This window comes from Marivibrio halodurans, assembly GCF_017963645.1.
GTDB classification, from domain to species: Bacteria; Pseudomonadota; Alphaproteobacteria; order UBA8366; family Aestuariispiraceae; genus Marivibrio; species Marivibrio halodurans.
This window is the reverse complement of the sequence record NZ_JAGMWN010000004.1, coordinates 39,945-63,909: the sequence shown is the minus strand read 5'-3', so window position 1 is coordinate 63,909 and position 23,965 is coordinate 39,945. Positions and strand designations below refer to the sequence as shown.

Sequence of the window (23,965 nt, the reverse complement as noted above, 5' to 3'; positions counted from 1 at the left end):
GGAGGGGTGTCGATGACGGAGGCGGAGGACCTGACCGGGCGTCACGCGCTGGTCACCGGCGGATATAAGGGGATCGGCGCGGCCATTTCCCGCCGCCTGGCGGCGCGCGGCGCGAAGGTCACGATCCTGGCGCGCGACGGGGCGGCGGCCGCCACCTTCGCCGAGGGATTGCCGCATGCCCGGGCGGCCGCCTGCGATATCACGGATGCCGCGCGGGTCGCGGAGGCTTTCGCGGACGCGGCGGCGGCGTTCGGGCCGGTGGATATCCTGGTGGCCAATGCCGGGGGCACGACGGCCCGGCCCCTGGCGGAGGAGAGCGTCGAGGGCTTCCGCGAGGGCTTGGAGGTCAATCTGGTCGGCGTCTTCACCTGCATGAAGGCGGCCCTGCCCGCGATGACCGATGCCGGTTGGGGCCGCATCGTGGTGGTGGCGAGCACGGCGGGCCTCAAGGCCTATCCGGGTGTCGCGGCCTATGTCGCGGCGAAGCACGGGGCGGTCGGCCTCGTCCGCGCGGCGGCGTTGGAGACCGCCCGGCGCGGGGTCACCGTCAACGCCGTCTGTCCCGGCTATACCGAAACCGATTTGGCCGCCCAGGCGGTGGCGGCGATCGCCGCGCGCGGCAACAGGACCGAGGCGGAGGCGCGCGCCGTCCTGGCCCGTACCAACCCGATGGGCCGCCTGATCGACCCGGCGGAGGTGGCGAATACCGTCGAATGGCTGGTCATGCCCGGCAGCGAGTCGATCACCGGCCAGGCGATCGCCGTCGCCGGTGGGGAGGTGATGGGATGAGCGCGCGCGCATCTTCCCCCCCCGGAAACGACAGCGCCGACTATCCGCCCGCGAGCGCGGCCGCCGCCATGGCCGGGCGCGATGTGGAACGGCTGCGGATGTGGCTGCGCATCCTCGATATCTCCAATCTGGTCCAGCGGGATATCCGCGCGCATCTGCGCGCGGGCTTCAATGTCACCCTGCCGCGTTTCGACCTGATGGCGGCCCTCGACCGCGCGGGGCCGGAGGGGATGACGATGGGGCAGCTTTCCCGGCGGCTCCGCGTCTCCGGTGGCAATGTCACGGCCGTGGTCGACCGGCTGGAGCGGGAGGGCGCGGTCACCCGCCGTTCCCCGCCGGAGGATCGGCGTACCCATTTCATCGCGCTGACGGAGGAGGGACGCCGGCAGTTCCTCGCCATGGCGGAGGCGCATCTGGGCTGGATCGACGGGTTGTTCGCGGGCTTGAGCCCGTCGGAGGTCGGGACGTTGACCGGCCTGCTCGATAAGGCGCGCCGATCGGCCGCGGAGCGCGCGGCGGAGGAGGCCCCGAAGGACGGGGCGAAGGACGGAAGGAAGGGAGGCCGCGATGGCTGAGACTGCGGACGGCATGGCCGGATACGAGGCGCGGCATTTCGCGTTGGAGATGCGCGGGAGCATCGCGCTCGTCACGCTCAACCGGCCGGAGAAGAAGAACCCCCTGACCTTCGAGAGCTATGCCGAACTGCGCGATTATTTCCGCGCGCTGCGCGACGCGGAGGATGTCGAGGGCGTGGTGATCCAGGGCGCGGGTGGCAATTTCTGCTCCGGCGGCGATGTGTTCGAGATCATCGAGCCGCTGACCAAGCGCGATATGAAGGGACTGCTGACCTTCACCCGCATGACAGGCGATCTGGTGCTGGCGATCCGCAATTGCCGCCAACCGGTGATCGCCGCCGTCGACGGCATTTGCGCCGGCGCGGGCGCGATGATCGCGCTGGCCAGCGACATGCGCCTCGGCACGCCGGACGCGCGCACGGCCTTTCTGTTCACGCGGGTCGGGCTCGCCGGGTGCGACATGGGGGCGTGCGCGCTGCTGCCGCGCGTCATCGGCCAGGGCCGGGCGAGCGAGTTGCTTTTCTCCGGCCGCGCCATGACGGCGGAGGAGGGGGAGCGCTGGGGCTTCTTCAACCGCCTGACGGAGAAGGACGCGGTGGCGGAGGAGGCGCTGGCGCTCGCCACGCGTCTCGCCGAGGGGCCGAACTTCGCGCATATGATGACCAAGACCATGCTGAACCGCGAATGGGACATGAGCCTCGAAGGCGCCATCGAGGCGGAAGCCCAGGCCCAGGCGATCTGCATGCAGACAGCCGATTTCACGCGCGCTTTCGAAGCCTTCGCCGCGAAGCGCAAGCCCGTCTTCGAGGGGGATTGAGGGATGCGTCCTTCGCCTCCCCCATCTCATTCTATCCCCGTGAAGGGGGCGTCCGGTGCGTATGCGCCGACATGGCCCGGGGCGGAGGAGCCCGCCCATGGCTGACCGCACCTTCCTCGACTGGCCGTTCTTCGAGCCCCGGCATCGTGATTTCGCGGACGGGATCGCCGCCTTCGCCGACGATCTGGGCGATTTGGCGCCGGGACATGCGGACGTGGACGCGTCCTGCCGGGAAATCGCGCGGCGCCTCGGCGCGGGCGGATGGACGGCGAACGCGGTGGGTGACGCGCTCGACGTGCGCACGCTCTGCCTCGCGCGGGAAATCCTGGCCTATCGCGGGGGACTGGCCGATTTCGCCTTCGCCATGCAGGGGTTGGGCTCGGGCCCGATCACCCTTTTTGGAACGAACGATCAAAAACGCGACTGGCTGCCCCGCGTGGCGCGCGGGGAGGCGATCGCTGCCTTCGCCCTGAGCGAGCCGGAGGCGGGCTCCGACGTCGCCGCGCTCAAGACCACGGCGACGCCGGACGGCGGGGATTTCGTGATCGCGGGCGAGAAGACCTGGATCTCGAACGGCGGCATCGCGGATTTCTACTGCACCTTCGCGCGCACGGGCGAGGCGCCGGGCGCGAAGGGATTGAGTTGCTTTCTGATCCCCGCCGAGACACCCGGCCTGACGGTGGCGGAGCGGATCGAGACCTCGGCCCCCCATCCGCTCGCGCGGCTTCGCTTCGAGGATGCGCGGGTGCCCGCCTCGGCACGGATCGGCGGTGCGGGGGAGGGCTTCAAGGTGGCGATGAGCGTCCTCGACATCTTCCGGTCCACCGTGGGGGCGGCGGCGCTCGGCTTCGCGCGCCGGGCGTTGGACGAGGCCAGCGGCCGTGCCGCCACCCGGCGGCTGTTCGGTGGGACGCTCGGCGATTTGCAGATGGTGCAGGCGATGCTGGCCGACATGGCGACGGCGGTCGATGCGGCGGCGCTGATGGTCTATCGTGCCGCTTGGACCAAGGATGCGGGCGCGCCGCGCGTGACCCGGGAATCCGCGATGGCGAAGCTGCACGCGACCGAGACGGCGCAACGCGTCGTCGATCAGGCGGTCCAGATCATGGGCGGGCATGGCGTGGTTCTGGGCAATCCGGTGGAACGGCTTTATCGCGACGTCCGGGCGCTGCGCATCTACGAAGGGGCGAGCGAGGTGCAGAAGGTCGTGATCGCCCGCCAGCATCTGGCGGCCTATGCCGAGCGCGCCAACGCCAAGGGCGTGGACGGGAAGGGAGAACGCGGATGAATGCCGGGACCGCGCATATCGACAGCTTCGCGCGCGACAACCTGCCGCCGGAGAGCGAATGGCCGACCTTCCTGCTCGACAGGCCGGAGTTCCGCTATCCCGCGCGCCTGAACTGCGCCGCTGAATTGCTCGACGCGCGCGTCGCGGCAGGGGAGGGGGACCGCCTCTGCTTCATCGGCCCGAACGGCCAGCGCTGGAGCTATGCCGATTTGCAGGACAAGGCGAACCGGATCGCCGCCGTGCTGACGGAGGATCTGGGGCTCGTCCCCGGCAATCGCGTGATGATCCGGGGCGCCAACAATCCGATGTTCATGGCCTGCTGGTTCGGCATCGCGAAGGCGGGCGGTATCGTGGTGGCGACCATGCCCTTGCTGCGCGGGCAGGAACTGGCCGTGATCGCGGAGAAGGCGGAAATCGCGCTGGCGCTCTGCGACGAACGCCTGAAGGAGGAGATGGACGCTGCCCAGGCCCAGGCGCCCTGCCTGAAGCGAACCGTCTGCTACAACGGTTCCGGCGAGAAGGGCGCGCATGCGGAGCTTGAGGATCGCATGGCCTCCAAGTCCGGTGCCTTCGAGACGTGCGACACGGCCGCGGACGATTGCGTGCTGATCGCCTTCACCAGCGGCACGACGGGCAAGCCCAAGGGCACGATGCATTTCCATCGCGATGTGATGGCGATCTGCGACGCCTTTCCCCGCTCGGTGCTGAAGGCGCGGCCGGACGATATCTTCATCGGCAGCCCGCCGCTGGCCTTCACCTTCGGGCTGGGGGGACTCGCCACCTTCCCGATGCGGGTGGGGGCGGCCTCCATCCTGTTGGAGCGGTTGCCGCCGGAGGAGCTGGCCCGCGCGATCGAGCGTCATCGGGCCACCGTCTGCTTCACCGCGCCGACGGCCTATCGCGCCATGCTGAACGCGATCGAGCGCTATCCGCTGAAGAGCCTGCGCAAATGCGTCTCCGCCGGGGAAACCCTGCCGAAACCGACCTTCGTCGCCTGGCGGGAGGCGACCGGGATCAGGATTATCGACGGCATCGGCGCGACGGAGATGCTGCATATCTTCATCTCCGCCGTGGAGGAGGAGATCAAGCCCGGCGCCACCGGCAAGCCGATTCCCGGCTATGAGGCCCGGATCGTCGACGACGAGATGAACGAGATGCCGGTGGGGGAGGTCGGGCGCCTTGCCGTGCGCGGGCCGACGGGGTGCCGCTATCTCGCCGACCCGCGCCAGCGGGACTATGTGCGCGATGGCTGGAACCTGACCGGCGACGCCTATCTGATGGACGCGGAGGGCTATTTCCATTTCCAGGCGCGGGCGGACGACATGATCGTCTCCGCCGGCTACAACATCTCCGGCCCGGAGGTCGAGGCCGCGTTGATGAGCCATCCGGCGGTCGCCGAATGCGCCGTCGTCGGCGCGCCGGATGCCGATCGCGGCACCATCGTGAAGGCCTTCGTCATGCTGGCGGCGGATCATCCCGGCGACGCGGCGATGGCGAAGACCTTGCAGGATCACGTGAAGAAGGTGATCGCCCCCTATAAATACCCCCGCGCGGTCGAATTCGTGACCGCGTTACCGAAGACGGAAACGGGCAAGGTGCAGCGCTTCCGGTTGCGCCGGATGGAAGAGGAGCGGAAAGGCTGATGGCCGACTTCGAAACCCGGATCACGGTGCGCTTCCAGCATTGCGATCCGGCCGGGATCGTCTTTTTCCCCCGTTGGTACGAAATGCTGAACGAGGTGGTCGAACGTTGGTTCGACGAGGGGCTCGGCTGCGATTTCCGGGAACTGCATGGGCCGATGCACAGCGGCATTCCCGCGCTCTCCACCAAGGCGGAGTATCGCAGCCCCGGCCTGCTGGGCGAGAGCGTGCTTTGGCGCCTGCGGATCGTGAAGCTCGGCGGCAGCTCGATCGCCTTGCGCGTGGAGGGCGAGGGAGAGGACGGGCGCCTGCGTGTCGGCTTCGATCATGTGATCGTCTTCGCCGATCTGGGGCCCCCGCCGAAGGCGAAGCGCGTGCCGGACGATCTGCGCCGGCGGATGGAAGCGTTCCTGGCAAGCGATATAGCGGACGTCGAGGAGTAGAAGATCATGACCGTCACCCCCCTCAATCCCGCCGGTTGGCCGCGTCCCAGCGGCTATTCCAACGGCACCGCGGCGACCGGCCGGATGATCTTCGTCGCGGGGCAGGTCGGCTGGCACCCGGTCAATGGCTGGGAGAGCGACGATTTCGTCCATCAGGTCCGCCAATGCCTGGAGAACACCGTCGCCATCCTTGCCGAGGGCGGGGCGGAGCCCCGGCACATCGCCCGCATGACCTGGTACGTCACCGACAAGCAGGAATATCTCGCCAATCTGAAGGGGGTCGGGCAGGCCTATCGCGATATCCTGGGCAAGGTCTTCCCGGCGATGGCGCTAGTGCAGGTGGCGGGGCTGGTCGAGGATCGCGCCAAGGTGGAGATCGAGACGACGGCGGTCGTGGACTGAGGCGGCGAAGCATCTCGATCGGGGCGCGCCGGCTCGGGCTTCATCTCGGCCGCGATCCAAGTGCCGGGGCGTTCCGGAATGTCCCGCGACCTCTCTCGCTCTCGGCCGCGCACGTACCGTCAAATCATCCGGCTGATCATCCCGATGCCCATTTTCGACCGGGTATAGGCATCAGCCAATATATGCCAACTGACGTTTACGTAAACGTCAATTCTGTCCTCCCTACAGGCGAGACAGCAAATTCACCTTGTCATGCATGAGGCGGGTTGGCCCGATGGGGATATGAGCGGGTGGCGGGGCCTGTCCGTTGGACGGGGCAGGAAGTGCCAACTTCGCGCCTTACCCCCGGCGACGGCGGCGACGGCCGGTGCCCTCGCCCTCCGCCGCGCCGTGGGCGTGGCCGTGCGCGGGGCGGTCGGTGACGCCGGCGAGCGGGCCGAGCTTTTCCACGATCTGCTCCATGGTCGGGATCGCGCCCTTGGGCTCGTACCCGTCGAGGGCGTCGCGGATCGCCTTCAGCACCGTGCCGTCCGTGCCGCAGCACCCGCCGATGATGCGCGCGCCGGCGTCGCGGGCGAGGCGGGCATAATCCGCCATAAGCTCCGGCGTGCCGGTATAGCGGAATTCGCCGTTCTTGAATTCCGGCACGCCGCAATTCGCCTTGGCGACGATGACGGCATCCGGCGACACGACACCGGCCATCTGGGTGATGGAGAGCACGTTCTCCGTGGCGCCCAGGCCGCAATTGGCGCCGATGGCGGCCGGGCGGACAGGCAGGGTGGAAAGCTGCTGGTAGGCGTCTTCCGGCGATAGGCCCATCATCGTCTTGCCCGCCGTGTCGAAGGTCATGGTGCTGACCACCGGCTTGCCGGTGGAGGCCGCGCCCTCGACCGCGGCGGCGGCTTCCTCGCGGCTCGACATGGTCTCGATCCAAAGGATGTCGGCGCCGCCGGCGACGAGGCCGCGCGCCTGCTCGGCGAAGGCGGCGACGCCGTCCTCGTGGCTGAGCGGGCCGACCGGCTGGAACAATTCCCCCGTCGGGCCCATGGAGCCGGCGACGATCACCGGGCGGTCCGTGGCGTCCGCCACCTCCCGCGCGCGCTCGGCCGCGGCCTTGGAGAGTTCGAACGCCCGGTCCTGGGAATCATGCAGCTTCAAGCGATAGGCATTGCCGCCGAAACTGTTGGTCAGGATGATATCCGCGCCGGCATCGACGAATTCCTGGTGCACGCTGCGCACCCGGTCGGGATGGTCGATGTTCCAGAGTTCGGGCGCGTCGCCGCTTTGCAGGCCGCGCGCGAAAAGGTTGGTGCCCATGGCGCCGTCCGCGATCAGATGCGTGCGCTCGGCCAGCAGTCGAAGGAAGGGGTTCTCGGTGGTCTCGGCCATGGCGCGCGGCTCTTTCTGGCTAGGGGTCGCGGATAGATGAACGTGGAAACGACGAACGACGGGAAATTTGTCAGATGCGCGCCGCCCGGTCGAGCGCGCGATCGAGGTCTTCCAACAAATCTTCTTCCGTCTCAAGCCCAATCGACAGGCGGACGAGTTCCGGTCCCGCGCCGGCGGTGCGTTGCTGTTCCGGCGTCAATTGGTTGTGGGTGGTGGAGGCGGGATGCAGCACCAGCGATTTCGCGTCCCCGATATTGGCGAGATGGCTGAACAGTTCGACCGTCTCCACCAGGGTCTTCGCGGCCTCGAACCCACCGGCGAGTTCGATCGTGAAGACGGACCCGGCGCCCTTCGGCAGGTATTTTCGCGCCAGCCCGTGATAGGGGGAGCTTTCCAGGTCCGCGTAATTCACCCGCTTCACCGCCTTGTGCCCCTCCAGGTGCCGGGCGACGGCGAGCGCGTTCCGGCAGTGCCGGTCCATGCGCAGCGGCAGCGTCTCGATCCCGAGCAGCGTCAGGAACGCGTTCATCGGCTGTTGCGTCGGGCCCAGGTCGCGCAGTCCCACGGCCTGACCGTACATCGTGTATGCGAGGTCGCCGAAGGTCTCGCAGAAGATCAGATCGTGATATTCCGGCGCCGGCTTGGCCAGGGCGGGGAATTTCTCCGGCTTGGCGAAGTCGTAACGCCCGCTGTCGACCACCGCCCCGCCGAGCGCCACGCCCTGGCCCTGGAGGAACTTGGTGGTGGAATAGGTCGCGAGGCTGGCCCCCCAATCGAACGGCCGGCAGAGATAGGGGGTCGCCATCGTGTTGTCGACGATCAGCGGCAGGTCGTGGGCCTTCGCGACATCGGCGATCGCCTCCAGGTCGACCACCACGCCGCCCGGATTGGCGAGGCATTCGACGAACAACGCCTTGGTGCGCGGCGTGATGGCCTGCGCGAAGGCGTTCGGGTCGGTCGCGTCGGCGAAGCTGACGTGCCAATCCCATTTCTTGAAGGTATGGCCCATCTGGTTGATCGAGCCGCCATAGAGCTTGTCGGCCGCGACGATATGGTCGCCCGGCATCATCAAGGGCAGCAGCGCCAGGATCTGCGCCGAATGGCCGGAGGCCGTGACCACCGCGCCGACGCCGTCGTCGAGCGCGGCCAAGCGTTCCGCCAGCGCGGAAACGGTCGGGTTGGTCAGGCGGGAATAGATGAACCCCGGCTCCTGCAGATTGAAGAGAGAGGCCGCATGCTCCGCCGAATCGAAGACATAGGAGGTATTCTGATAGATCGGCGTCGCCCGCGCGCCGGTGGTGGCGTCCGGCGCCGCGCCGGCATGCAGCGCCAGCGTCTCGAACCCGTATCGCTTCTCCGCCATGATGGCGATCCTCCCGGCTGTGCGTCCCGCACCCTGCTTTAGCGGAGTGCGCGGCACGGGTCGAGCGTATCGGGCGGGGTGCGCGCCGCCCGTCTCCGTCTTGATCCGCACGGGCGGTTCGGGCGTATGGCATTAGGTGAAGATGCTTAGTCCCCGCCCCCGCCTCCGCCGTATCCTTTCAACCCCGCTGGCGCTGTTTGGTGCCACGCTGGCGCTGGCCGCGTGCTCGCCGCTGGGCGCGCTCGACACGTTGGTGCCGAAGACGGGCTACCGGCTGCTCGCGGATGTCGTCTATGGCGACGACCCGGCGATGCGGTTCGACCTGTATCTTCCGCAGGGGCGGGAAGCGGGCGCCGTGCCAACCCTGGTCTTCTTCCATGGCGGGTCGTGGCGCAGCGGCACGAAGGAAGGCTATCGCTTCATCGGTCAGGCTTTCGCCAGCCGGGGGCTAGCCGTCGCCGTCGTCGGCTATCGCAAGTTTCCGGCGGTGCGGTTTCCGACCTTCGCGGCTGACGGCGCGCGGGCGGTGGCGCGCCTCATGGAGATCGCGCCGGATCATGGTCTGAGCGAGCGGGTCGTCCTGATGGGACACAGTTCCGGCGCGCATACGGCCGCCGCCATCGCCCTCGACCCGACATTCCTTGAGGCGGCCGGTGTGCCGCCGACGGCGCGGGCGGGTCTGATCGCGCTGTCCGGGCCGGTTTCCATCGATCCGATGGATTATGACAAGACACGCCCGGTCTTCGCGCCCGTCGCCGATACGGAAACCCGTGGCCGACCCCTTCTGCACGCCAGCGCGGATGATCCGCCGACCGTCCTGATTCACGGCGTGGCGGATGATACCGTCTATCCGATCAACAGCGAAAAGCTGGCCGAGGCGCTGGACGCACGCGGCGTGCCGGTCACGCTATCCCTGCGCGAGGGGGAGGGGCATATCGGCCCGCTCCTCGCGCTCAGCCATCCGTTCGAGGCAGGGGAAGACCCGCTCGCCACCCGGTTGGCGGATTGGGTGCGCGGGCTTTAAGGGGGGCATCGGCCGCCCTTGATTACCCCGCGACCACCAGGGGGGCGACCGCCGCGCGGACGCGTTCGGGGATGGGGACGCTCTTGCGCGTCTCCCGGTCGACATAGACGTGGACGAAATGGCCGAAGGCGGCGGCCTCCGTCTCCTCGTCCCGGAACAAGCCGATTTCATAGGTGATCGACCGGGTGCCGAGTTTCGCGACCCGGATACCGGCATGGATCGTCTGGGGGAAATTGATTTCCTTCAGGAACCGGCACTTGGTTTCCACCACCAGCCCGATTTCGCGCGTGGCCTGAACGTCCAGCCCAGCCTCCCGGATCAGATGCTCGTTCACGACCGTGTCGAAGAAGGAATAATACTGCACATTGTTCACGTGCCCGTACGGGTCCTGATCCATCCAGCGGGTCGGGATCGACAGGAAATGCGGGAAGTCGCCGCGCGCGGGCAGGGTGGGCTCGGGCAGGGTGGGCGCGGTGTGGGTGGGCGCGGGTTGGGGGCCGTCGCTCATGCCGCGCGCGTCCCGGCGCCGATACGTGTCAGAAGATCCACCAGCGCCGCGCGCACGCCGTTCGGGTCCTCGACCATCATCATATGGCCGCTGGCGGGCAGGATCACCGTCTGCGCCCCCGCGATCGCCTGGGCGAGGGGGCGGGCGGCCTTGGCCGGGGTCATCCGATCCTGCTTCCCCAGGATCAAGGCGGTGGGGCAGGCGACCTTCGCCGCCGCCGCCAGCGCCCCGGCATAATCGGCGCAGGCCTTCAGGTCGGCATGCAGAACCTCGCCCGGCGTCCGCTCGATTAACCGGATTCCGGTCATCAGGGCGGAAATCCCATGCGCCGGATTGCCGCCGATATGGGCCGGGCCGCCATGGCCCCAACTGGCGATCATGCGCGCGGCCGCCGGCGTGTCCTCGGCCGCGGCCTTGAGCAGGGCGGGATGCACCGGCATTTCCGCCGCGACGCCGCACAATGCCAGTCCCTTCAACCGATCGCCGAGCCGTCCCGCCGCCTCCAGACAGGAAAGCGCGCCCATCGAATGGCCGACCAGGACCGGTTGCACCAGCCCGGCCCTGTCGATCGCGGCCTCCAGGAATTCGGCAAGCGCGGGGATGTTCGTCAAGGCGGGCCCCGGCGTCCGACCGTGGCCGGGCAGGTCCAGGGCCAGTACGCCCGCCCCGTGATGGGCGATATAGCGGGTCTGCAGTCCCCAGACCGAATGATCGCCGCCGGCCCCGTGAACGAACAGCGCGACGGGTGCCGACGGGTCGATATCGCGCCCACCGGTGTTGGCGAAGACGGGGCGGCCGTCGATGTCGATGATCATGCGCCTATTCCTTTCCGCCGCCGTTCTTCCCGCCGCCGCTCTTTCCGTCACGGGCGCCGGTCGCCTTCAAGGCGCGTTTCAGCGCTTGATCGAGATCGGCCAGCAGATCCTCGATATCCTCCAGCCCGACGGAGACGCGAATCAGGTCGTCGCCGATTCCGGCGGCCTTCAATTCCTGCTTCGTCATCTGTTGATGCGTGGTGGAGGCGGGATGCAGGACCAGCGATTTCGCGTCGCCGACATTGGCGAGGTGGCTGAATATCTCGACCGACTGAATGAAGGCGGCGCCCGCCTCGCGCCCGCCCTTGACCCCGAAGGCCAGCATCGAGCCCGCGCCCTTCGGCAGGTACTTCCGTGCCAGCGCGTAGTCCGGATGGCTTTCCAGGCCGGGATAGTTGACCCATTCCACCGCCTCGTGCGCGGCGAGGAAGGTTGCCACCTTCTCGGCGTTCGCGACATGGCGGTCCATGCGCAGCGGCAGCGTCTCCAACCCCTGGAGCAGGTAGAAGGCGCTCTGCGCCGGCAGAACGGCGCCGAAATCGCGCATTCCCTCCGCCCGCGCGCGCATGATGAAACCGGCGGGGCCGTATTCCTCCGCGAAGACGATGCCGTGATAGGCGGCGTAGGGTTCCGTCAGGGTCGGCCATTTCTCCGCCTGCCCCCACCAGTCGAAGGTGCCGCCGTCGATCAGCGCGCCGCCCATGACGATGCCGTGTCCACCGCACCATTTGGTCAGCGAATGCATCATCAGGTCGGCGCCATGCTCGAACGGCCGGCAGAGATAGGGCGTGTTGAAGGTGCCGTCGATCATCAGCGGCAAGCCGTTGCGATGCGCGACCTCGGCGACCGCCTCGATATCCAGGATGTCCAGATTGGGGTTGCCGATCAGCTCCGAGAAGACGAGCCGGGTTTCCGGCCGGATCGCGGCTTCGAATTCCTCCGGCTTGCGCGGGTCCACCAGCGTCGCCGTGATGCCGAAGCGCGGCAGTGTGTGCAGGAACAGGTTGATCGACCCGCCATAGAGCGCGCGGCTCGCCACGATATGCCCGCCCTGGCCCATCAGCGTGGCGATGGCCAGGAAGACTGCGGCATGGCCGCTCGCCGTCGCGATGGCGCCGACGCCGCCCTCGAGGCTCGCCAGCCGCTCCTCCAGCACCGCGACGGTGGGGTTGGAGATGCGGGAATAGATGTGCCCCGGTCGCTCCAGATTGAACAGCGCCGCCGCGTGATCGACATCGTCGAACATGTAGCTGGTGGTCTGATAGATCGGCACGGCGCGCGCGCCCGTGGTCGGGTCCGGCTGCTGGCCGGCATGTAGCGTGCGGGTATCGAACTTAAGGAAGGGCGGCTTTGCCATGGCGTGGGGCGCCTTCTCGAATTACGGCCGAAACATGGGGGCCAAACGAACAGGGCCGCCGAAGCGCTCTCTCGCGCTCACCGGCGACCCTGTCGGAATTCGAGACCGAGTTCGCCCCGGTTCCCTGTTCCCCCTGTCCAACTTGCGTTGACAGCGGGAACGATAGCGAGCGGTCGGGGAGGCGTCAACTCGCTTCGCTTGCGTGGGCCGGCGCTTACCCCCCGTACTCCTTCAGGGCTGATCAGGCAGGCGCTGATCGGGTCTTGCGGTGCTGATCGTAATGGCGCGTCGCCTTCGCTCGGTTCCCGCAGGTTTCCATGGCGCACCATTTGCGCCGGGCATTGCGGGTTTCATCGATGAAAAGCCAGCCGCAATCCCGTCCGGGGCAAATCTTGAGACGTGCCGTTTCCCGCGCGTCGGCGCCGATGGACAGGAAGGAAGCGGCGAACAGATCGAGCAACGGGCGCCGCGACGCCTGCCGATGCAGGTCGCCGCCCGAAACGGCGCAGGGCGCGCGGCTTCGCGTCAGCAGATCGCCGAGATCGCCGGAAATCCGGCCCGTCGTCAGGGCTTGGCGAAACAGAAAGCGGGCGCGAATCAATTCGGGGAGGGAGGTGGATGGGCGCGCCTCGCCAAGCCCCAGGGCGCGCAACCAGACGGCAAGGTCGTCCGTGCTCTCGATCTTCTCATGCGCGATCGTGCCCGACGCGGTCCAATCGGCCGTGTTGACGAAGTCCAGAATGAGGCGCCCGCCCACGGCGCGCACCGGATGTCCGGTCGCATAGGTCATTCCTCAACCTAACCGTTATAGTGGTTGACAGGCAAGGGGGCGCACGGTCTAACCCCTTCCATGAAGGACTTCCAGACAGAGGCGGGGGCGACGTTCGCCAATGGCGTGACATTGACCGGCGGCGGCGTGTTGCGGGGCGCGCGCGGGCTTCTGCCCGTGGCGCTTTTCGTCGTGCCTTTCGGTGTATCCTTCGGTGTGACGGCGGCGGAGCATGGCATGACGCCCGAACAGGCGATCTGGATGAGCTTGCTGGCCTTCTCCGGGGTCGCTCAGTTCGCCAGCCTGGATTTTCTCTCCCCGTCGGTTCCATTCCTGTCCCTGGCGCTCGTCGCGCTCGCGGTCAATGCGCGACATGTCGTGATGGGGGCGGTCCTCTCCCCTTGGATCAACGCGCTGCCGCCGGGGCGCCGGATGCTGACCCTGCTCTTCATGACCGATCCGAATTTCGCCGACAGTTATGCGGCCTTCCTGAACGGAAAGCGCGATATGGGGCGGCTGTTGGGGGGTGGCCTCGCTTTGTGGGCGATGTGGACATTGGGAACCGCGATCGGTGTGTTGGGCGGCAAGGCGCTGGGGTCCCTCGACGCCTATGGTGTCGATGTCGTGATGTTGTGTTTCTTCACGGCCCTGGTCGCGGGGCAGGCGAAGGCCAGCCGCTATTGGGCCCCGGTCGCGCTTTCCTGTGCCGCCGCGGTCTTGCTGCAGGGACATCTGCCGCAGGGCTGGGATATCCTGGTCGCGGCCCTGGTCGGTGGCGTCGTGATGGCGGTGTCCGGTGGGCGCGATATCGCAGGACGTACCCGATGAGCGGTGGAGAGTTCCAGGTCTGGGGTATTATTCTGCTCATCGCGGGCGTGACGCTGGCGAGCCGCCTCTGCGGTCCCTTCATCATGCGCGCGGTGCCCATCACCGGTTGGGTCGAGCGGTTCCTGGACGGCGTGGCGGTGTCCGTTATCGCCGCCCTGGTCGCCGCCGGGCTGGCCCAGCGCGGCCCGCGCGAGGTCGCGGCGGTCGCGGTTTCCGCGGTCGTCATGTTGGTGACCCGAAGCCCTGTCGCGGCGATGGTCGCCGGACTCGCGGTGGCGGCGGGCTGGACCGGGATGCTCGGATAATACCAAATCTTGTTGATCACGACCCATGGGGCCGCCCTTCGGGTCGCGTTCGGCTTCCCTCGGAGGGCGTCAGCGCGGCTTGACGATGCCCCGCATCGCCCGCATCGCCCGCGCCGGCCTTCCTACCCGACCAAAGCCGAACGCGATCCCCATGGGGCATGATCAACAAGATTTGGTATAAGGGCGATACGTCCTTTTGTCGGCCCTTCAAAAAAAACGAGCCGCGCGAGGCGGCTCGAAGTTGAACAGGGGGTCAGAGTGCCATCCGCGGGAGGGGTATCCGCGGTAACCCGCCTGGGGGGCGGGGTCACTTGACACTGTCAAACTAGTACGAAAGTCGTAAAGGAAGCGTTAATGGCGAAAAATTCTCGCCACGCGCTTTTTCATGCTATTGCGCCGTCCATCCGCCATCGGCGGTGATCGGCACGCCGGTTATTTGCTCCGCCGCGTCCGAGCAAAGGAAGACGAGCACGCCGCCCAACTGCTCCGGCGTCGTGAATTTCTTGGATGGCTGCTTTTCGGAGAGAAGCTTTAGCGCTTCTTCCTCCACCGAGGTGCCATTCTCCTTCGCGCGGGCCTCGATCTGCGCCTCGACCAGCGGCGTGCGCACCCAGCCCGGATTGATCGTGTTGCAGGTAATCGGCTCCTCCGCCGTTTCCAGGGCGGTGACCTTGGTCAGCCCCATGATGCCGTGCTTGGCGGCGACATAGGCGGCTTTGTTGACGCTGGCGACCAAGCCGTGGGCGGAGGCGGTGTTGACGATCCGGCCCCAACCGGCCTCGCGCATGTGGGGAAGGGCGGCCTTCGTGCTGTGGAAGGCGGCGGATAGGTTGATCGCGATGATCGCGTCCCACTTGCCTTCCGGGAAATCGTCGATCGGCGCGGTATGCTGGATGCCCGCGTTATTGACCAGGATATGCAAGCCGCCGAAGGCCTTGGCCGTTTCCGCCACCGCGTCGCGAATTTCCTCCGGCTTGGTCATGTCGGCGCCGTGGAATTTTACGGCACTGCCGCTCTCGCGCTCCAACGCGGCCCGGGTCTTCTCGATCTCGGCCGCGTCGCCGAGGCCGTTCAACATGACCGAACAGCCCTCCATCGCCAGCGCACGCGCCATGGCGAGGCCGATACCGCTGGTCGATCCGGTGACGAGCGCCGCCTTGCCGTCGAGCGTCTTGCCTGTCGGCATGTCGTCCTTCTCCTCCGTGGTTCGCGGAAACCCGCGCGTCATGCCTTCATGCCGCGCCGCAACATACCCCCTTTAGGTCGGTGCCGCGCCGCGGACCGTCAAGACCCGCGGCGCGGCATCGTTCATGCCGTCGGATCGTCGGAGACGCGTACGACCTGCTTGCCGAAGTTCTGGCTGGTCAGCAGGTTGATGAAGGCCTGGGGCATTTGTTCGATACCGTCCAACGTGTCGGTACGGAACTTGAGGCGCCCGTCGGCCGCCATGGTCGCCAGGGCCCGGCGCGCCTCGTCCCAGAGGTCCATGTGATCGAAGATGAGGAAGCCTTCCATCCGCGCGCGGGCGACGAGAAGACGGCGCATGGGCCGCTCGCCGATGTCCGGTTCGTCGAAGGCATCGGCCTTCGAGACCATGCCGCAGATGATGATCCGCGCATTGAGCGCCAGATTCTTCATCGCTGCGTCATGGATGGGCCCTCCGGTATTGTCGAAATAGATATCCACGCCGTCCGGGCAGGCTTCCTTGACCGCGTCGGGCAGGTCGCCGGCCCGCTCGCGGTAATTGATGCCGGCGTCGAAGCCGATATCCCGGCACCAGTCCAGCTTCTCCTTGGTGCTGGCGATCGCGACGGCGCGCGCGCCCTTGTCCTTGGCGATCTGACCGACGACCTGGCCGACCGCCCCGGAAGCGGCGGAAACCAGCACCGTCTGGCCTTCCGCCAGCTTGCCGATTTGCTCCATAGAGATCCAGGCGGTCACGCCCGGCATGCCGAGGTAGCTGAGATAGGCGTGGATCGGTCCCAGCGATGGGGCGACCCGGCGCAGCCCGTTCGCGCCTTGCGTCGCGGGGTCGAGCACGGCCCATTGCTGCCAACCGAATCCCATGGTCTCGACGATATCCCCGGCCTTCCAGTCGGGATGGTTGCTCTCCACGATTTCCGCGACGGCGCCGCCCTGCATGACATCACCGATGCCGACGCCGGCGGCATAGTTGGCGGCCTTGGATATCCGCCCGCGCATATAGGGATCGACCGACAGATAGATCGCGCGCGCCAGGACCTGACCATCGCCGGCTGTGGGGCGCGGTGTTTCCTCCATCCGCCAGTCGCTCTTGGCCGGCATCCCGTCCGGATGGCTGGCCAGAACCCAGGCATGGTTCGTATCGCTCATACTTCTCTCCCTCGTTTCCCAGTAATCCGCATTCCGGTGCGGCGTTCAGCCCTTGAAGAATCCTTCGGCCGCGCCGCGCGCATCCCGCTTGGCGGCGATCTTGGTCTTCACCCGTTCGATCTCCGCCTGTAATTCGGCGATATATTCGTCCAGCGCCTCGATCGACATCGCGTCGAGATCCTTCGGCACGAGGCCCTTGGGCTTCGGAGGCTCGTCGTCATCGAAGATCGCCATCGGTCTGCTCCCGCTTACCGCGTGTCGCATTCGGTTCGATTGTCGGACCGCTTGTCTCGACGCCCCGCAGATTCTTATATGCAGGCCGAACAGCCAACCAAAAACTCAACGAGGACGCCATGCCCCTGCCCGAGAAGATGAACGCCGTCGAGATTTCCGCGCCGGGCGGCCCGGAGGTTCTGAAGCCGATCGAGACGGCACTGCCCACCCTCAAGCCGGGCGAGGTGTTGATCCGGGTCGAGGCGGCGGGCGTCAATCGGCCGGACTGCATGCAGCGTGCCGGTGCCTATCCGCCTCCTCCGGACGCCAGCCCGTTGCCCGGGCTGGAGGTCGCGGGCGAGGTCGTGGCGCTGGGCGAGGGCGCGAGCGGCCTGCAAGTGGGCGCGCGCGTTTGCGCCCTGACGCCGGGCGGCGGCTATGCCGAATATTGCACGGCCCCGGCCGGGCATTGCCTGCCGATCCCCAAGGGCTACGACCTGGTCCAGGCGGCCGCCCTGCCGGAGAATTTCTATACCGTCTGGTACAATGTCTTCATGCGCGGCCGGCTGAAGGCCGGGGAGAATTTCCTGGTCCATGGTGGCTCCAGCGGCATCGGATTGACCGCGATCCAACTCGCCAAGAGCTTCGGGGCCACGGTATTCACCACCGCCGGGTCCGCCGATAAGCTCGCCGTCTGCACGGAGATGGGCGCGGATCGCGGCATCGACTACAAGCAGGAGGATTGGGCCGCCGTCATCAAGGGGGAGACGGAGGGCCTGGACGTCATCCTCGACATGGTCGGCGACGGCTATATCCAGAAGGGCCTCGACCTGCTGCGGCGCGACGGTCGATATTGCTTCATCGCCTTCCTGGGTGGGTCGACGGCGGAAGTCAATTTCGTGCCGGTCCTCGCCAAGCGGCTGTCCGTCATGGGATCGACCTTGCGGCCGCAGACGATCCGGGAGAAGGAGTCGATCGCGGGTGAGCTCAAGGCGCATGTCTGGCCGCTTCTCGACTCGGGTAAGGTGAAGCCCTTGATTCACGAGACCTTCCCGCTCGCGAAGGCGGCGGAGGCGCACGCGCTGATGGAAAGTTCCGCCCATATCGGCAAGATCATGCTGACCGTCTAGGGTGCGGGCTCCGCCGGTCGGCGGTCACCAAGGATAGAGGAGGATGCGCCGATGTCCACGGATGGGATCTATGAGGTCGGGCTCGACCGGAACGCCGCCAACTACACACCGCTGAGCCCGCTCAGCTTCATCCGGCGAACCGCGCAGGTGCATCCCGACCGCGAGTCGGTGGTCCATGGGCATCGGCGGTTCACCTGGGCGGAGACCCATGCGCGTTGCCGGCGCCTCGCCTCCGCTCTGGCGGCGCGGGGCGTCGGGCGCGGCGACACGGTCGCGGTCATGGCACCGAATATCCCGGCGCTCTACGAGGCGCATTTCGGCGTCTTGATGACCGGCGGGGTGCTGAACGCGATCAACACCCGCCTCGACGCGGCGACGGTGGCCTTCATCCTGGAACATGGGGAGGCCGACGTTCTCCTGACCGACACGGAATACGCGCCGGTAATGCGCGCGGCCCTGGCGAAGGCCGACCGCGATATCCTGGTGGTCGATATCGACGATCCGGAAGGCCCGGGGGGTGAGCGCCTGGGCGCCGTCGAATACGAGGATTTCATCGCCGGGGGCGACCCGGCGTATGCGTACGATTTGCCGGCCGACGAATGGCAGGCGGTGACTCTCAGCTATACGTCCGGCACGACGGGCGATCCGAAGGGCGTCGTTTATCACAGCCGGGGCGCCTATCTGCTGGCGGTCGGCAATGTCATGACATGGAGCCTGCCGCCGGGCGCGCGGTATCTCTGGACCCTGCCGATGTTCCATTGCAACGGCTGGTGCTTCCCCTGGACATTGGCGGCGATGGGGGGAACCAGTATCTGCCTCCGACAGGTCAGCGCCGCCAATATCTTCGCCGCGATCGAGGACGAAAAGGTGACGCATTTCTGCGGCGCGCCGATCGTCCTCAATATGGTGATCAATGCGAAACCGGGCGAACGCCGCGCGCTGCCCCATAGGGTGGAGGTGATGACCGCAGCGGCCCCGCCGCCCGCCAGCGTTCTGCAACGGATGGAGGAGGAGGGCTTCCATATCACCCATGTCTATGGCCTGACGGAGGTCTATGGACCGGCGGTGGTCTGCGACTGGCATGAGGAGTGGGACGCGCTGGCGCCGGCCGAGCGCGCGGCGATGAAGGCGCGCCAGGGCGTCGCCTATCCGGTGCTGGAGGATTTGATCGTCGCGGATGGCGAGACCTGCACGCCCGTGCCCAAGGACGGGACGACCATGGGCGAGGTGTTGTTTCGCGGCAATGTCGTGATGCGCGGCTATCTGAAGAACAAGCCCACGACGGATAAGGCCTTCGCCGGCGGCTGGTACCATTCCGGCGATCTCGGCGTGTGGCACGAGGACGGCTATATCGAGCTCAAGGACCGGGCGAAGGACATCATCATCTCCGGCGGCGAGAACATCTCCACCATCGAGGTCGAGAGTGTGTTGTACCGCCATCCCAAGGTGCTGGAAGCCGCCGTCGTCGCCAAGCCGGACGAGAAATGGGGCGAGACGCCCTGCGCCTTCGTCACCCTCAAGGACGGTGAAGAGGCGACGGAGGCCGAGATCGTCTCTTTCTGCCGGGACAATCTAGCCCACTTCAAATGTCCGCGAACGGTCGTCTTCGGGGCCTTGCCGAAGACCTCGACCGGCAAGGTGCAGAAGTTCGTCCTGCGCGAACAGGCGCGCGACGGCTGATGCCTGGTACCAAGTCTCGGTGATCGGAACACGACCGGAGGGGCGGCGTTCCCGCGCCCTCGGATCGTGTCGCATATGTCGGGGCGGTATCCCGCATCGCCCGCGCCACCCTTCCTACCCGCCTCCGTCCGTTCAGGGGAAAGCCGAACGCGATCCGCATGGGGCGTGATCAACAGGATTTGGTATTACACGGGGTACATGGGGCGTCGGCGGTTATTTTTTCCGGAATGCATCCAGCGTGACGACATTGTCGCCCTCGCCTTCCTGTTCCGTCTCCGCTCCCGCGTCGTCGCCGTCCACACCGGTGGCGGGGTCCATGTCGGCGCCGGGGCCCTTCTCGTCGGAGGCGGCGGGCGGTGATGCGCGACTCGGCGCCTCTTCCATTTCGACATGGAACTGCAGGCCGAAATTCACCGACGGGTCGGCGAAGGTAATCAGGCTGTCATAGGGGATGCGCAGATGCTCGTGCCGCTTGTTGAAGCTGAGCTCGACATCGAACCCTTCGTCATCGGCGACGAGGCCCCAGAATTGATGCTGGAGGACGATCGTCATCTCTTCCGGGTACTGCTGATTCAGCCGGTCCGGGATCATGACGTCGGGATGGTCGGTGCGGAAGGTGATGTAGAAATGATGATTGCCGGGCAGGCCGCCCTTTGCCGCGCGCTCCAACGCCTGACGGACGACCGAACGCATCGCGGTCTCCACCATTTCGTTGTAGCCGAGGAGATCCTCGCTCATTTCTTCATCCATTCGGTCCGTTTCGCCCGGCTGAGCCGAGCGACCTTTCCCGTCTCCGTGATACGCGATCCCGATCGGCCCCCGACCGGCCAATTGTGCGGCCGCCAAGGGGCTGCCGTCCGGTCCGGCGCGGGAGGATCGAGCCTACCGCCAAATTCTCCCGCGCTCCAGCGCCAATCGGTATGCCCAATCGGTACGCCGAGGAAGCGAAGCCAAGCAAATCGCGGGGGGCTTAGCAACAGTCCGTTTCGCGGGGGGCGAGCCGTGGAGTGAAATCGGGGGAGGAATATGGGCGCCTTCTGTTGCTAGGCGGCGCCCGAGCCCCACCTAACCGGCGATGAACCGGCTAGGAATTGCGATAGAACGTCGCTTTGACCGCATTACGCGGCGACGGCGACCATCTCATCGTTGTCGTTCGCATCTAAGCGAATGGCCCGATAACGGTGGTACCATGCCGAACGCCGACCCCGTCTTTACCACGCGCGTCGATCCTGGTTCGCCCCCATGGCGCGCCGCGCGGAAGGTGTCCCTTCCGGCGGCGGTAATGGTGGAGGCGCCGGGTACTGCCCCCGGGTCCGCTGCGCTTATTCCACGACATCGTATAGCGTCATAGTCGGTTGCCCGACGCGCTAGATATAAGCCCTTCCACCCGGAATTTGAAGAGCGAAGAGACGACGTATCGAAACCGCTTGCACCGCCAGGGGCGAGGGTGAACTGTCCGCCGCGTCATGCCGAACGGATTCCTTACCCTCACCGGCCCCTGGGACCGCCGCGTCTGGCGGTTGGCCGGGCCGATCATCCTGTCGAATTTGACCGTGCCGCTTCTCGGGGCGGTGGATACGGCCGTCGTGGGTCATCTGCCGGACCCGGCCTATCTCGGCGCGGTGGCGCTGGGGGCGACGATCTTCTCCTTCGTCTATTGGGGGTTCGGGTTCCTCAGGATGAGCACGACGGGCCTCACCGCGCAGGCCTGGGGCGCGGGCGACGGGGCGGAGGTGACGGCGAGCCTTTTCCGCGCGGGCGCCATCGCGCTCGCCATCGCCGGCGCGTTGATCCTGCTTCAGATGCCGATCGGCTGGTTTGCCTTCCGGATCGTGGAGTCCAGCCCGCAGGTGGAGGCGCTGGGGCGTAGCTATTTCGATATCCGCATCTGGGGCGCGCCGGCCAATCTGATCAACTATGTCCTGGTCGGGTGGTTCCTTGGCCGGCAGGATGCGCGCACGCCCTTGATCCTGATGACGGTGACGAACGCGATCAATGTCGCGTTCGATTTCCTGTTCGTCGTCGGTTTCGGCTGGGCGGTCGCCGGGGTGGCCGGCGCCACCGTCATCGCGGAGTGGAGCGGCGCGCTTCTCGGCTTATTCCTAGTTTGGAGGCGGCTCGACCCCGGTGCCTTCACCGCCGCGCGATCCCGCATCGTGGACAGGCTCGCGGCGCGGCGGCTCTTCGCGGTCAATCGGGATATCTTCATCCGCACGCTCTGCCTCGTCTCGGCCATGGCCTATTTCACCATGCGCGGCGCCGGCATGGGGGAGTTGACGCTGGCGGCGAATGCGGTGCTGCTCAATTTCCTGACCATTACCTCCTTCGGGCTCGACGGGTTCGCGCATGCGGCGGAGGCGCTGATCGGCGATGCCCTCGGCCGGCGTGATCGCGGTGTCTTCGATGCCGCCGCGCGGGCCGCCTTCAAATGGGCGGCGATCATCGCGGTGGGCGCCGCGCTTGTCTTCATATTGGGCGGAGAGGCGATCGTCGCGCTGTTGACCGATCTGCCGGAGGTGCGGGCGGCGGCCGCGGAATACTTGCCGTGGCCCGCCTTGCTGCCGCTCGTCTCCGTCTGGTGCTTCACCTATGACGGTATATTCCTCGGCGCGACCCGCGCGGGCGATTTGCGCAACGGGATGCTGGTCTCGCTCGCCGGATATCTGGCGGCCGTGCATCTGGCCCAGCCCGCCTTCGGCAATCACGGGCTGTGGTTCGCGATGATTGTCTTCATGGGGTTGCGTGGGGTGACGCTCGCCTGTCTCTATCCGCGTCTGCGCCGTAGCGTCGCCGCCGGATGACGGGGCGCTATTCGCGGGCCAGGACCGCCACCGCTTCCAGATGACCGGACCAGGGGAACTGGTCGATCGGCGTCGCGGCCAGTACGCGGTAGCCTCCCTCCACCAGGATCGAGAGATCGCGGGCGAGTGTCGCCGGGTTGCAACTGACCGCCGCGATGCGGGGCACCGCGCTCGCCGCCAGCGCCGCCGCTTGATCGGCCGCCCCGGCGCGCGGCGGATCGAAAACCACCGCGTCGAAGCGCGCCAATTCCGCCGCCGATAGGGGCTCGGCCGCCAAGTCGCGAACCTCCGCCGAGACACGCAGGCCCGCCGCGCCCCCCGCCTTCCGGAAGGCATCGACATGGTCCGCCAGCCCTTCGGCCGCGTGCACCGCCTTGCCCATCACGGCGAGCGACAGGCCGATCGACCCGCATCCGGCATAGAGGTCGGCGACCCGCTCGGCCGGGCCGACCGCGGCGGCGACGGCGGCGGTGATCGCGCGCTCTCCGGCCAGGCTCGGTTGCAGGAAGGCGCCGGGCGGCGGATGGATCGCGATGCCGGCGAAGCTGACGCGTGGCGCCGCGCGGGCGGCGACCGGCTCGGGCGGGGCGCCGGGGGCGGGGGTCCAGGAAATGCGCGCGATGCCCCTCGCTTCCGCGAAGGCGGCGATCGCTTCCCGTTCGGCCAGTCCGGGATCGCCGGGCTTGTCGGGCAGGAAGAGGAGATCGGCGCCGGTCTCGCTTCCCTGTATATGCAGGTCGCCGCCGGTACCGAGACTCGGCAACCGCGTCGCCAGATGGCGAATATCCGGCAACATGGCGGCGAGCGCCGGCTCCAACAGCGGACATTCGTCCAGATCGACGATCCGCGCGCCCTGGCGTTCATTGAAGCCCAGGATCGTGCGACCCTTTACCCGGCGCATCGCGAAGCGGGCGCGGCGGCGGCCGCCGGGGGCGATGGCGACCGTCTCGCTGACGGGCACGTCCTCCAGCCCCTTCCTGGCCAGCGCATCGGCGAGCAGGGCGCGCTTTTCCCGCGCGATCGCGGCGGCGGAGAGGTGCTGCAACGCGCAGCCCCCGCAGGTGCCGAAATGCCGGCACGGCGGCGTCACGCGGTCCGGGCCCGGTGTGTCGATGGTCTCGATCGCCGCGACACGTCCGTCGCCGCGCCGTGCGCCCGGGCGCACGGTCAGCCGGTCTCCCGGCGCGGCGAGGGGGATATAGAGGCGGCCAAGCGTTTCATCCTCCGCGATTCCGTCACCCTGGGCGCCGACCCGCTCGACCGCGACGGCCGTCGGCGGGCCGGCGACCGGGCGCGGGCTGGCCTCGGCACGGCGCGTGCCGGGGGGACGTGTGTTGGAACGGCGCGTGGACTTGCGCGGGCGGCGGGCCATGGGGCGCGATCCTCGTCGATCATTGGGACGTCCCCTTCTTGGCCGATCTTGCTCCGTTAAACCAGCCTTTGCAGCGGGCGAATCAGGCAATAGTGTGTGCCGGTG

At 67.4% G+C, this 23,965-nt stretch carries 24 protein-coding genes and 1 other RNA gene; 13 read left to right on the top strand and 12 right to left on the bottom strand.

Annotated elements, in window-relative coordinates; genetic code table 11:
• Nucleotides 1-12: 12 nt before the first annotated feature.
• The 7 genes from KAJ83_RS09485 (at nt 13) to KAJ83_RS09455 (ending at nt 5,954) form a co-directional block, all read left to right on the top strand.
• Complete coding sequence (locus KAJ83_RS09485; protein WP_210681828.1) at nt 13-789, top strand: SDR family NAD(P)-dependent oxidoreductase; 777 nt, start codon at nt 13-15, stop codon at nt 787-789.
• Nucleotides 786-1,364: a MarR family winged helix-turn-helix transcriptional regulator gene (locus KAJ83_RS09480; protein WP_246484426.1), complete on the top strand. Its 579-nt coding sequence runs from the start codon at nt 786-788 to the stop codon at nt 1,362-1,364. The genes KAJ83_RS09485 and KAJ83_RS09480 overlap by 4 nt, the downstream gene beginning before the upstream one ends.
• On the top strand, nt 1,357-2,181 hold the full coding sequence (locus KAJ83_RS09475; RefSeq protein WP_210681827.1) for an enoyl-CoA hydratase family protein: 825 nt from the start codon (nt 1,357-1,359) through the stop codon (nt 2,179-2,181). The genes KAJ83_RS09480 and KAJ83_RS09475 overlap by 8 nt, the downstream gene beginning before the upstream one ends.
• Nucleotides 2,182-2,278: 97 nt before the next feature.
• A complete protein-coding gene (locus KAJ83_RS09470) occupies nt 2,279-3,469 on the top strand; it encodes an acyl-CoA dehydrogenase family protein (protein ID WP_210681826.1) in 1,191 nt (396 codons plus the stop codon).
• Nucleotides 3,466-5,112 (top strand): benzoate-CoA ligase family protein, encoded by a 1,647-nt coding sequence (locus KAJ83_RS09465; protein ID WP_210681825.1) that lies wholly within the window; start codon nt 3,466-3,468, stop codon nt 5,110-5,112. Before KAJ83_RS09470 ends, KAJ83_RS09465 begins: the two co-directional genes overlap by 4 nt.
• A complete protein-coding gene (locus KAJ83_RS09460; RefSeq protein ID WP_210681824.1) occupies nt 5,112-5,552 on the top strand; it encodes an acyl-CoA thioesterase in 441 nt (146 codons plus the stop codon). The genes KAJ83_RS09465 and KAJ83_RS09460 overlap by 1 nt, the downstream gene beginning before the upstream one ends.
• 6 nt (nt 5,553-5,558) lie before the next feature.
• A complete protein-coding gene (locus KAJ83_RS09455) occupies nt 5,559-5,954 on the top strand; it encodes a RidA family protein (protein ID WP_210681823.1) in 396 nt (131 codons plus the stop codon).
• Between the two features lie 339 nt (nt 5,955-6,293).
• On the opposite strand, the gene bmt is transcribed toward KAJ83_RS09455, so the two are convergent.
• Nucleotides 6,294-7,343 (bottom strand): betaine--homocysteine S-methyltransferase, encoded by a 1,050-nt coding sequence (gene bmt, locus KAJ83_RS09450; protein ID WP_210681822.1) that lies wholly within the window; start codon nt 7,341-7,343, stop codon nt 6,294-6,296.
• 70 nt (nt 7,344-7,413) lie between these two features.
• Nucleotides 7,414-8,706 carry an O-acetylhomoserine aminocarboxypropyltransferase/cysteine synthase family protein gene (locus KAJ83_RS09445; protein WP_210681821.1) on the bottom strand — a complete coding sequence of 431 codons (1,293 nt, stop codon included), beginning with the start codon at nt 8,704-8,706 and terminating at the stop codon, nt 7,414-7,416.
• 142 nt (nt 8,707-8,848) lie between these two features.
• Here KAJ83_RS09445 and KAJ83_RS09440 point away from each other — a divergent pair, with 142 nt between their 5' ends.
• On the top strand, nt 8,849-9,730 hold the full coding sequence (locus KAJ83_RS09440; protein WP_210681820.1) for an alpha/beta hydrolase: 882 nt from the start codon (nt 8,849-8,851) through the stop codon (nt 9,728-9,730).
• A 22-nt stretch (nt 9,731-9,752) separates the two neighbouring features.
• Here KAJ83_RS09440 and KAJ83_RS09435 read toward each other — a convergent pair whose 3' ends face one another.
• The 4 genes from KAJ83_RS09435 to KAJ83_RS09420 all read right to left on the bottom strand — a co-directional run bounded on the left by KAJ83_RS09435 (nt 9,753) and on the right by KAJ83_RS09420 (nt 13,200).
• Nucleotides 9,753-10,238, bottom strand: a complete 486-nt coding sequence (locus KAJ83_RS09435; protein WP_210681819.1) for an acyl-CoA thioesterase — start codon at nt 10,236-10,238, stop codon at nt 9,753-9,755.
• Nucleotides 10,235-11,053, bottom strand: coding sequence for an alpha/beta fold hydrolase (locus KAJ83_RS09430; protein WP_210681818.1), 819 nt, complete (start codon nt 11,051-11,053; stop codon nt 10,235-10,237). The genes KAJ83_RS09435 and KAJ83_RS09430 overlap by 4 nt, the downstream gene beginning before the upstream one ends.
• 4 nt (nt 11,054-11,057) lie before the next feature.
• Nucleotides 11,058-12,410 carry an O-acetylhomoserine aminocarboxypropyltransferase gene (locus tag KAJ83_RS09425; RefSeq protein WP_210681817.1) on the bottom strand — a complete coding sequence of 451 codons (1,353 nt, stop codon included), beginning with the start codon at nt 12,408-12,410 and terminating at the stop codon, nt 11,058-11,060.
• Nucleotides 12,411-12,651: 241 nt separating this feature from the next.
• Entirely contained in the window at nt 12,652-13,200 is a 549-nt protein-coding gene (locus KAJ83_RS09420; RefSeq protein ID WP_210681816.1) for a CGNR zinc finger domain-containing protein, read from the bottom strand.
• Between the two features lie 60 nt (nt 13,201-13,260).
• Here KAJ83_RS09420 and KAJ83_RS09415 point away from each other — a divergent pair, with 60 nt between their 5' ends.
• Together KAJ83_RS09415 and KAJ83_RS09410 are read left to right on the top strand one after the other, a co-directional pair.
• Nucleotides 13,261-14,007, top strand: a complete 747-nt coding sequence (locus KAJ83_RS09415; RefSeq protein WP_210681815.1) for an AzlC family ABC transporter permease — start codon at nt 13,261-13,263, stop codon at nt 14,005-14,007.
• Entirely contained in the window at nt 14,004-14,312 is a 309-nt protein-coding gene (locus KAJ83_RS09410; protein WP_210681814.1) for an AzlD domain-containing protein, read from the top strand. The genes KAJ83_RS09415 and KAJ83_RS09410 overlap by 4 nt, the downstream gene beginning before the upstream one ends.
• A 388-nt stretch (nt 14,313-14,700) precedes the next feature.
• Here KAJ83_RS09410 and KAJ83_RS09405 read toward each other — a convergent pair whose 3' ends face one another.
• From KAJ83_RS09405 to KAJ83_RS09395, 3 genes are all read right to left on the bottom strand, one after another.
• Nucleotides 14,701-15,498: a 3-hydroxybutyrate dehydrogenase gene (locus KAJ83_RS09405; protein WP_210681813.1), complete on the bottom strand. Its 798-nt coding sequence runs from the start codon at nt 15,496-15,498 to the stop codon at nt 14,701-14,703.
• Between the two features lie 122 nt (nt 15,499-15,620).
• On the bottom strand, nt 15,621-16,664 hold the full coding sequence (locus KAJ83_RS09400; protein WP_210681812.1) for an NADP-dependent oxidoreductase: 1,044 nt from the start codon (nt 16,662-16,664) through the stop codon (nt 15,621-15,623).
• Between the two features lie 45 nt (nt 16,665-16,709).
• The gene (locus KAJ83_RS09395) at nt 16,710-16,898 is read right to left on the bottom strand and encodes a DUF1192 domain-containing protein (RefSeq protein WP_210681811.1); all 189 of its coding nucleotides are present in this window, start codon (nt 16,896-16,898) and stop codon (nt 16,710-16,712) included.
• 119 nt (nt 16,899-17,017) lie between these two features.
• Here KAJ83_RS09395 and KAJ83_RS09390 point away from each other — a divergent pair, with 119 nt between their 5' ends.
• Both KAJ83_RS09390 and KAJ83_RS09385 read left to right on the top strand, forming a co-directional pair.
• Nucleotides 17,018-18,007, top strand: a complete 990-nt coding sequence (locus KAJ83_RS09390) for an NAD(P)H-quinone oxidoreductase (RefSeq protein ID WP_210681810.1) — start codon at nt 17,018-17,020, stop codon at nt 18,005-18,007.
• A 51-nt stretch (nt 18,008-18,058) separates the two neighbouring features.
• Nucleotides 18,059-19,687, top strand: coding sequence for an acyl-CoA synthetase (locus KAJ83_RS09385; protein WP_210681809.1), 1,629 nt, complete (start codon nt 18,059-18,061; stop codon nt 19,685-19,687).
• 213 nt (nt 19,688-19,900) lie between these two features.
• Here KAJ83_RS09385 and KAJ83_RS09380 read toward each other — a convergent pair whose 3' ends face one another.
• Nucleotides 19,901-20,425, bottom strand: coding sequence for an SspB family protein (locus KAJ83_RS09380; protein WP_210681808.1), 525 nt, complete (start codon nt 20,423-20,425; stop codon nt 19,901-19,903).
• A 287-nt stretch (nt 20,426-20,712) separates the two neighbouring features.
• Nucleotides 20,713-21,090: a transfer-messenger RNA gene (gene ssrA, locus KAJ83_RS09375) on the bottom strand.
• Between the two features lie 63 nt (nt 21,091-21,153).
• Between ssrA and KAJ83_RS09370 the strand changes: the two genes are divergently transcribed.
• Entirely contained in the window at nt 21,154-22,488 is a 1,335-nt protein-coding gene (locus KAJ83_RS09370; RefSeq protein WP_210681807.1) for an MATE family efflux transporter, read from the top strand.
• A gap of 7 nt (nt 22,489-22,495) precedes the next feature.
• On the opposite strand, the gene KAJ83_RS09365 is transcribed toward KAJ83_RS09370, so the two are convergent.
• Nucleotides 22,496-23,860, bottom strand: coding sequence for a class I SAM-dependent RNA methyltransferase (locus KAJ83_RS09365; RefSeq protein ID WP_210681806.1), 1,365 nt, complete (start codon nt 23,858-23,860; stop codon nt 22,496-22,498).
• Nucleotides 23,861-23,965: the final 105 nt, after the last annotated feature.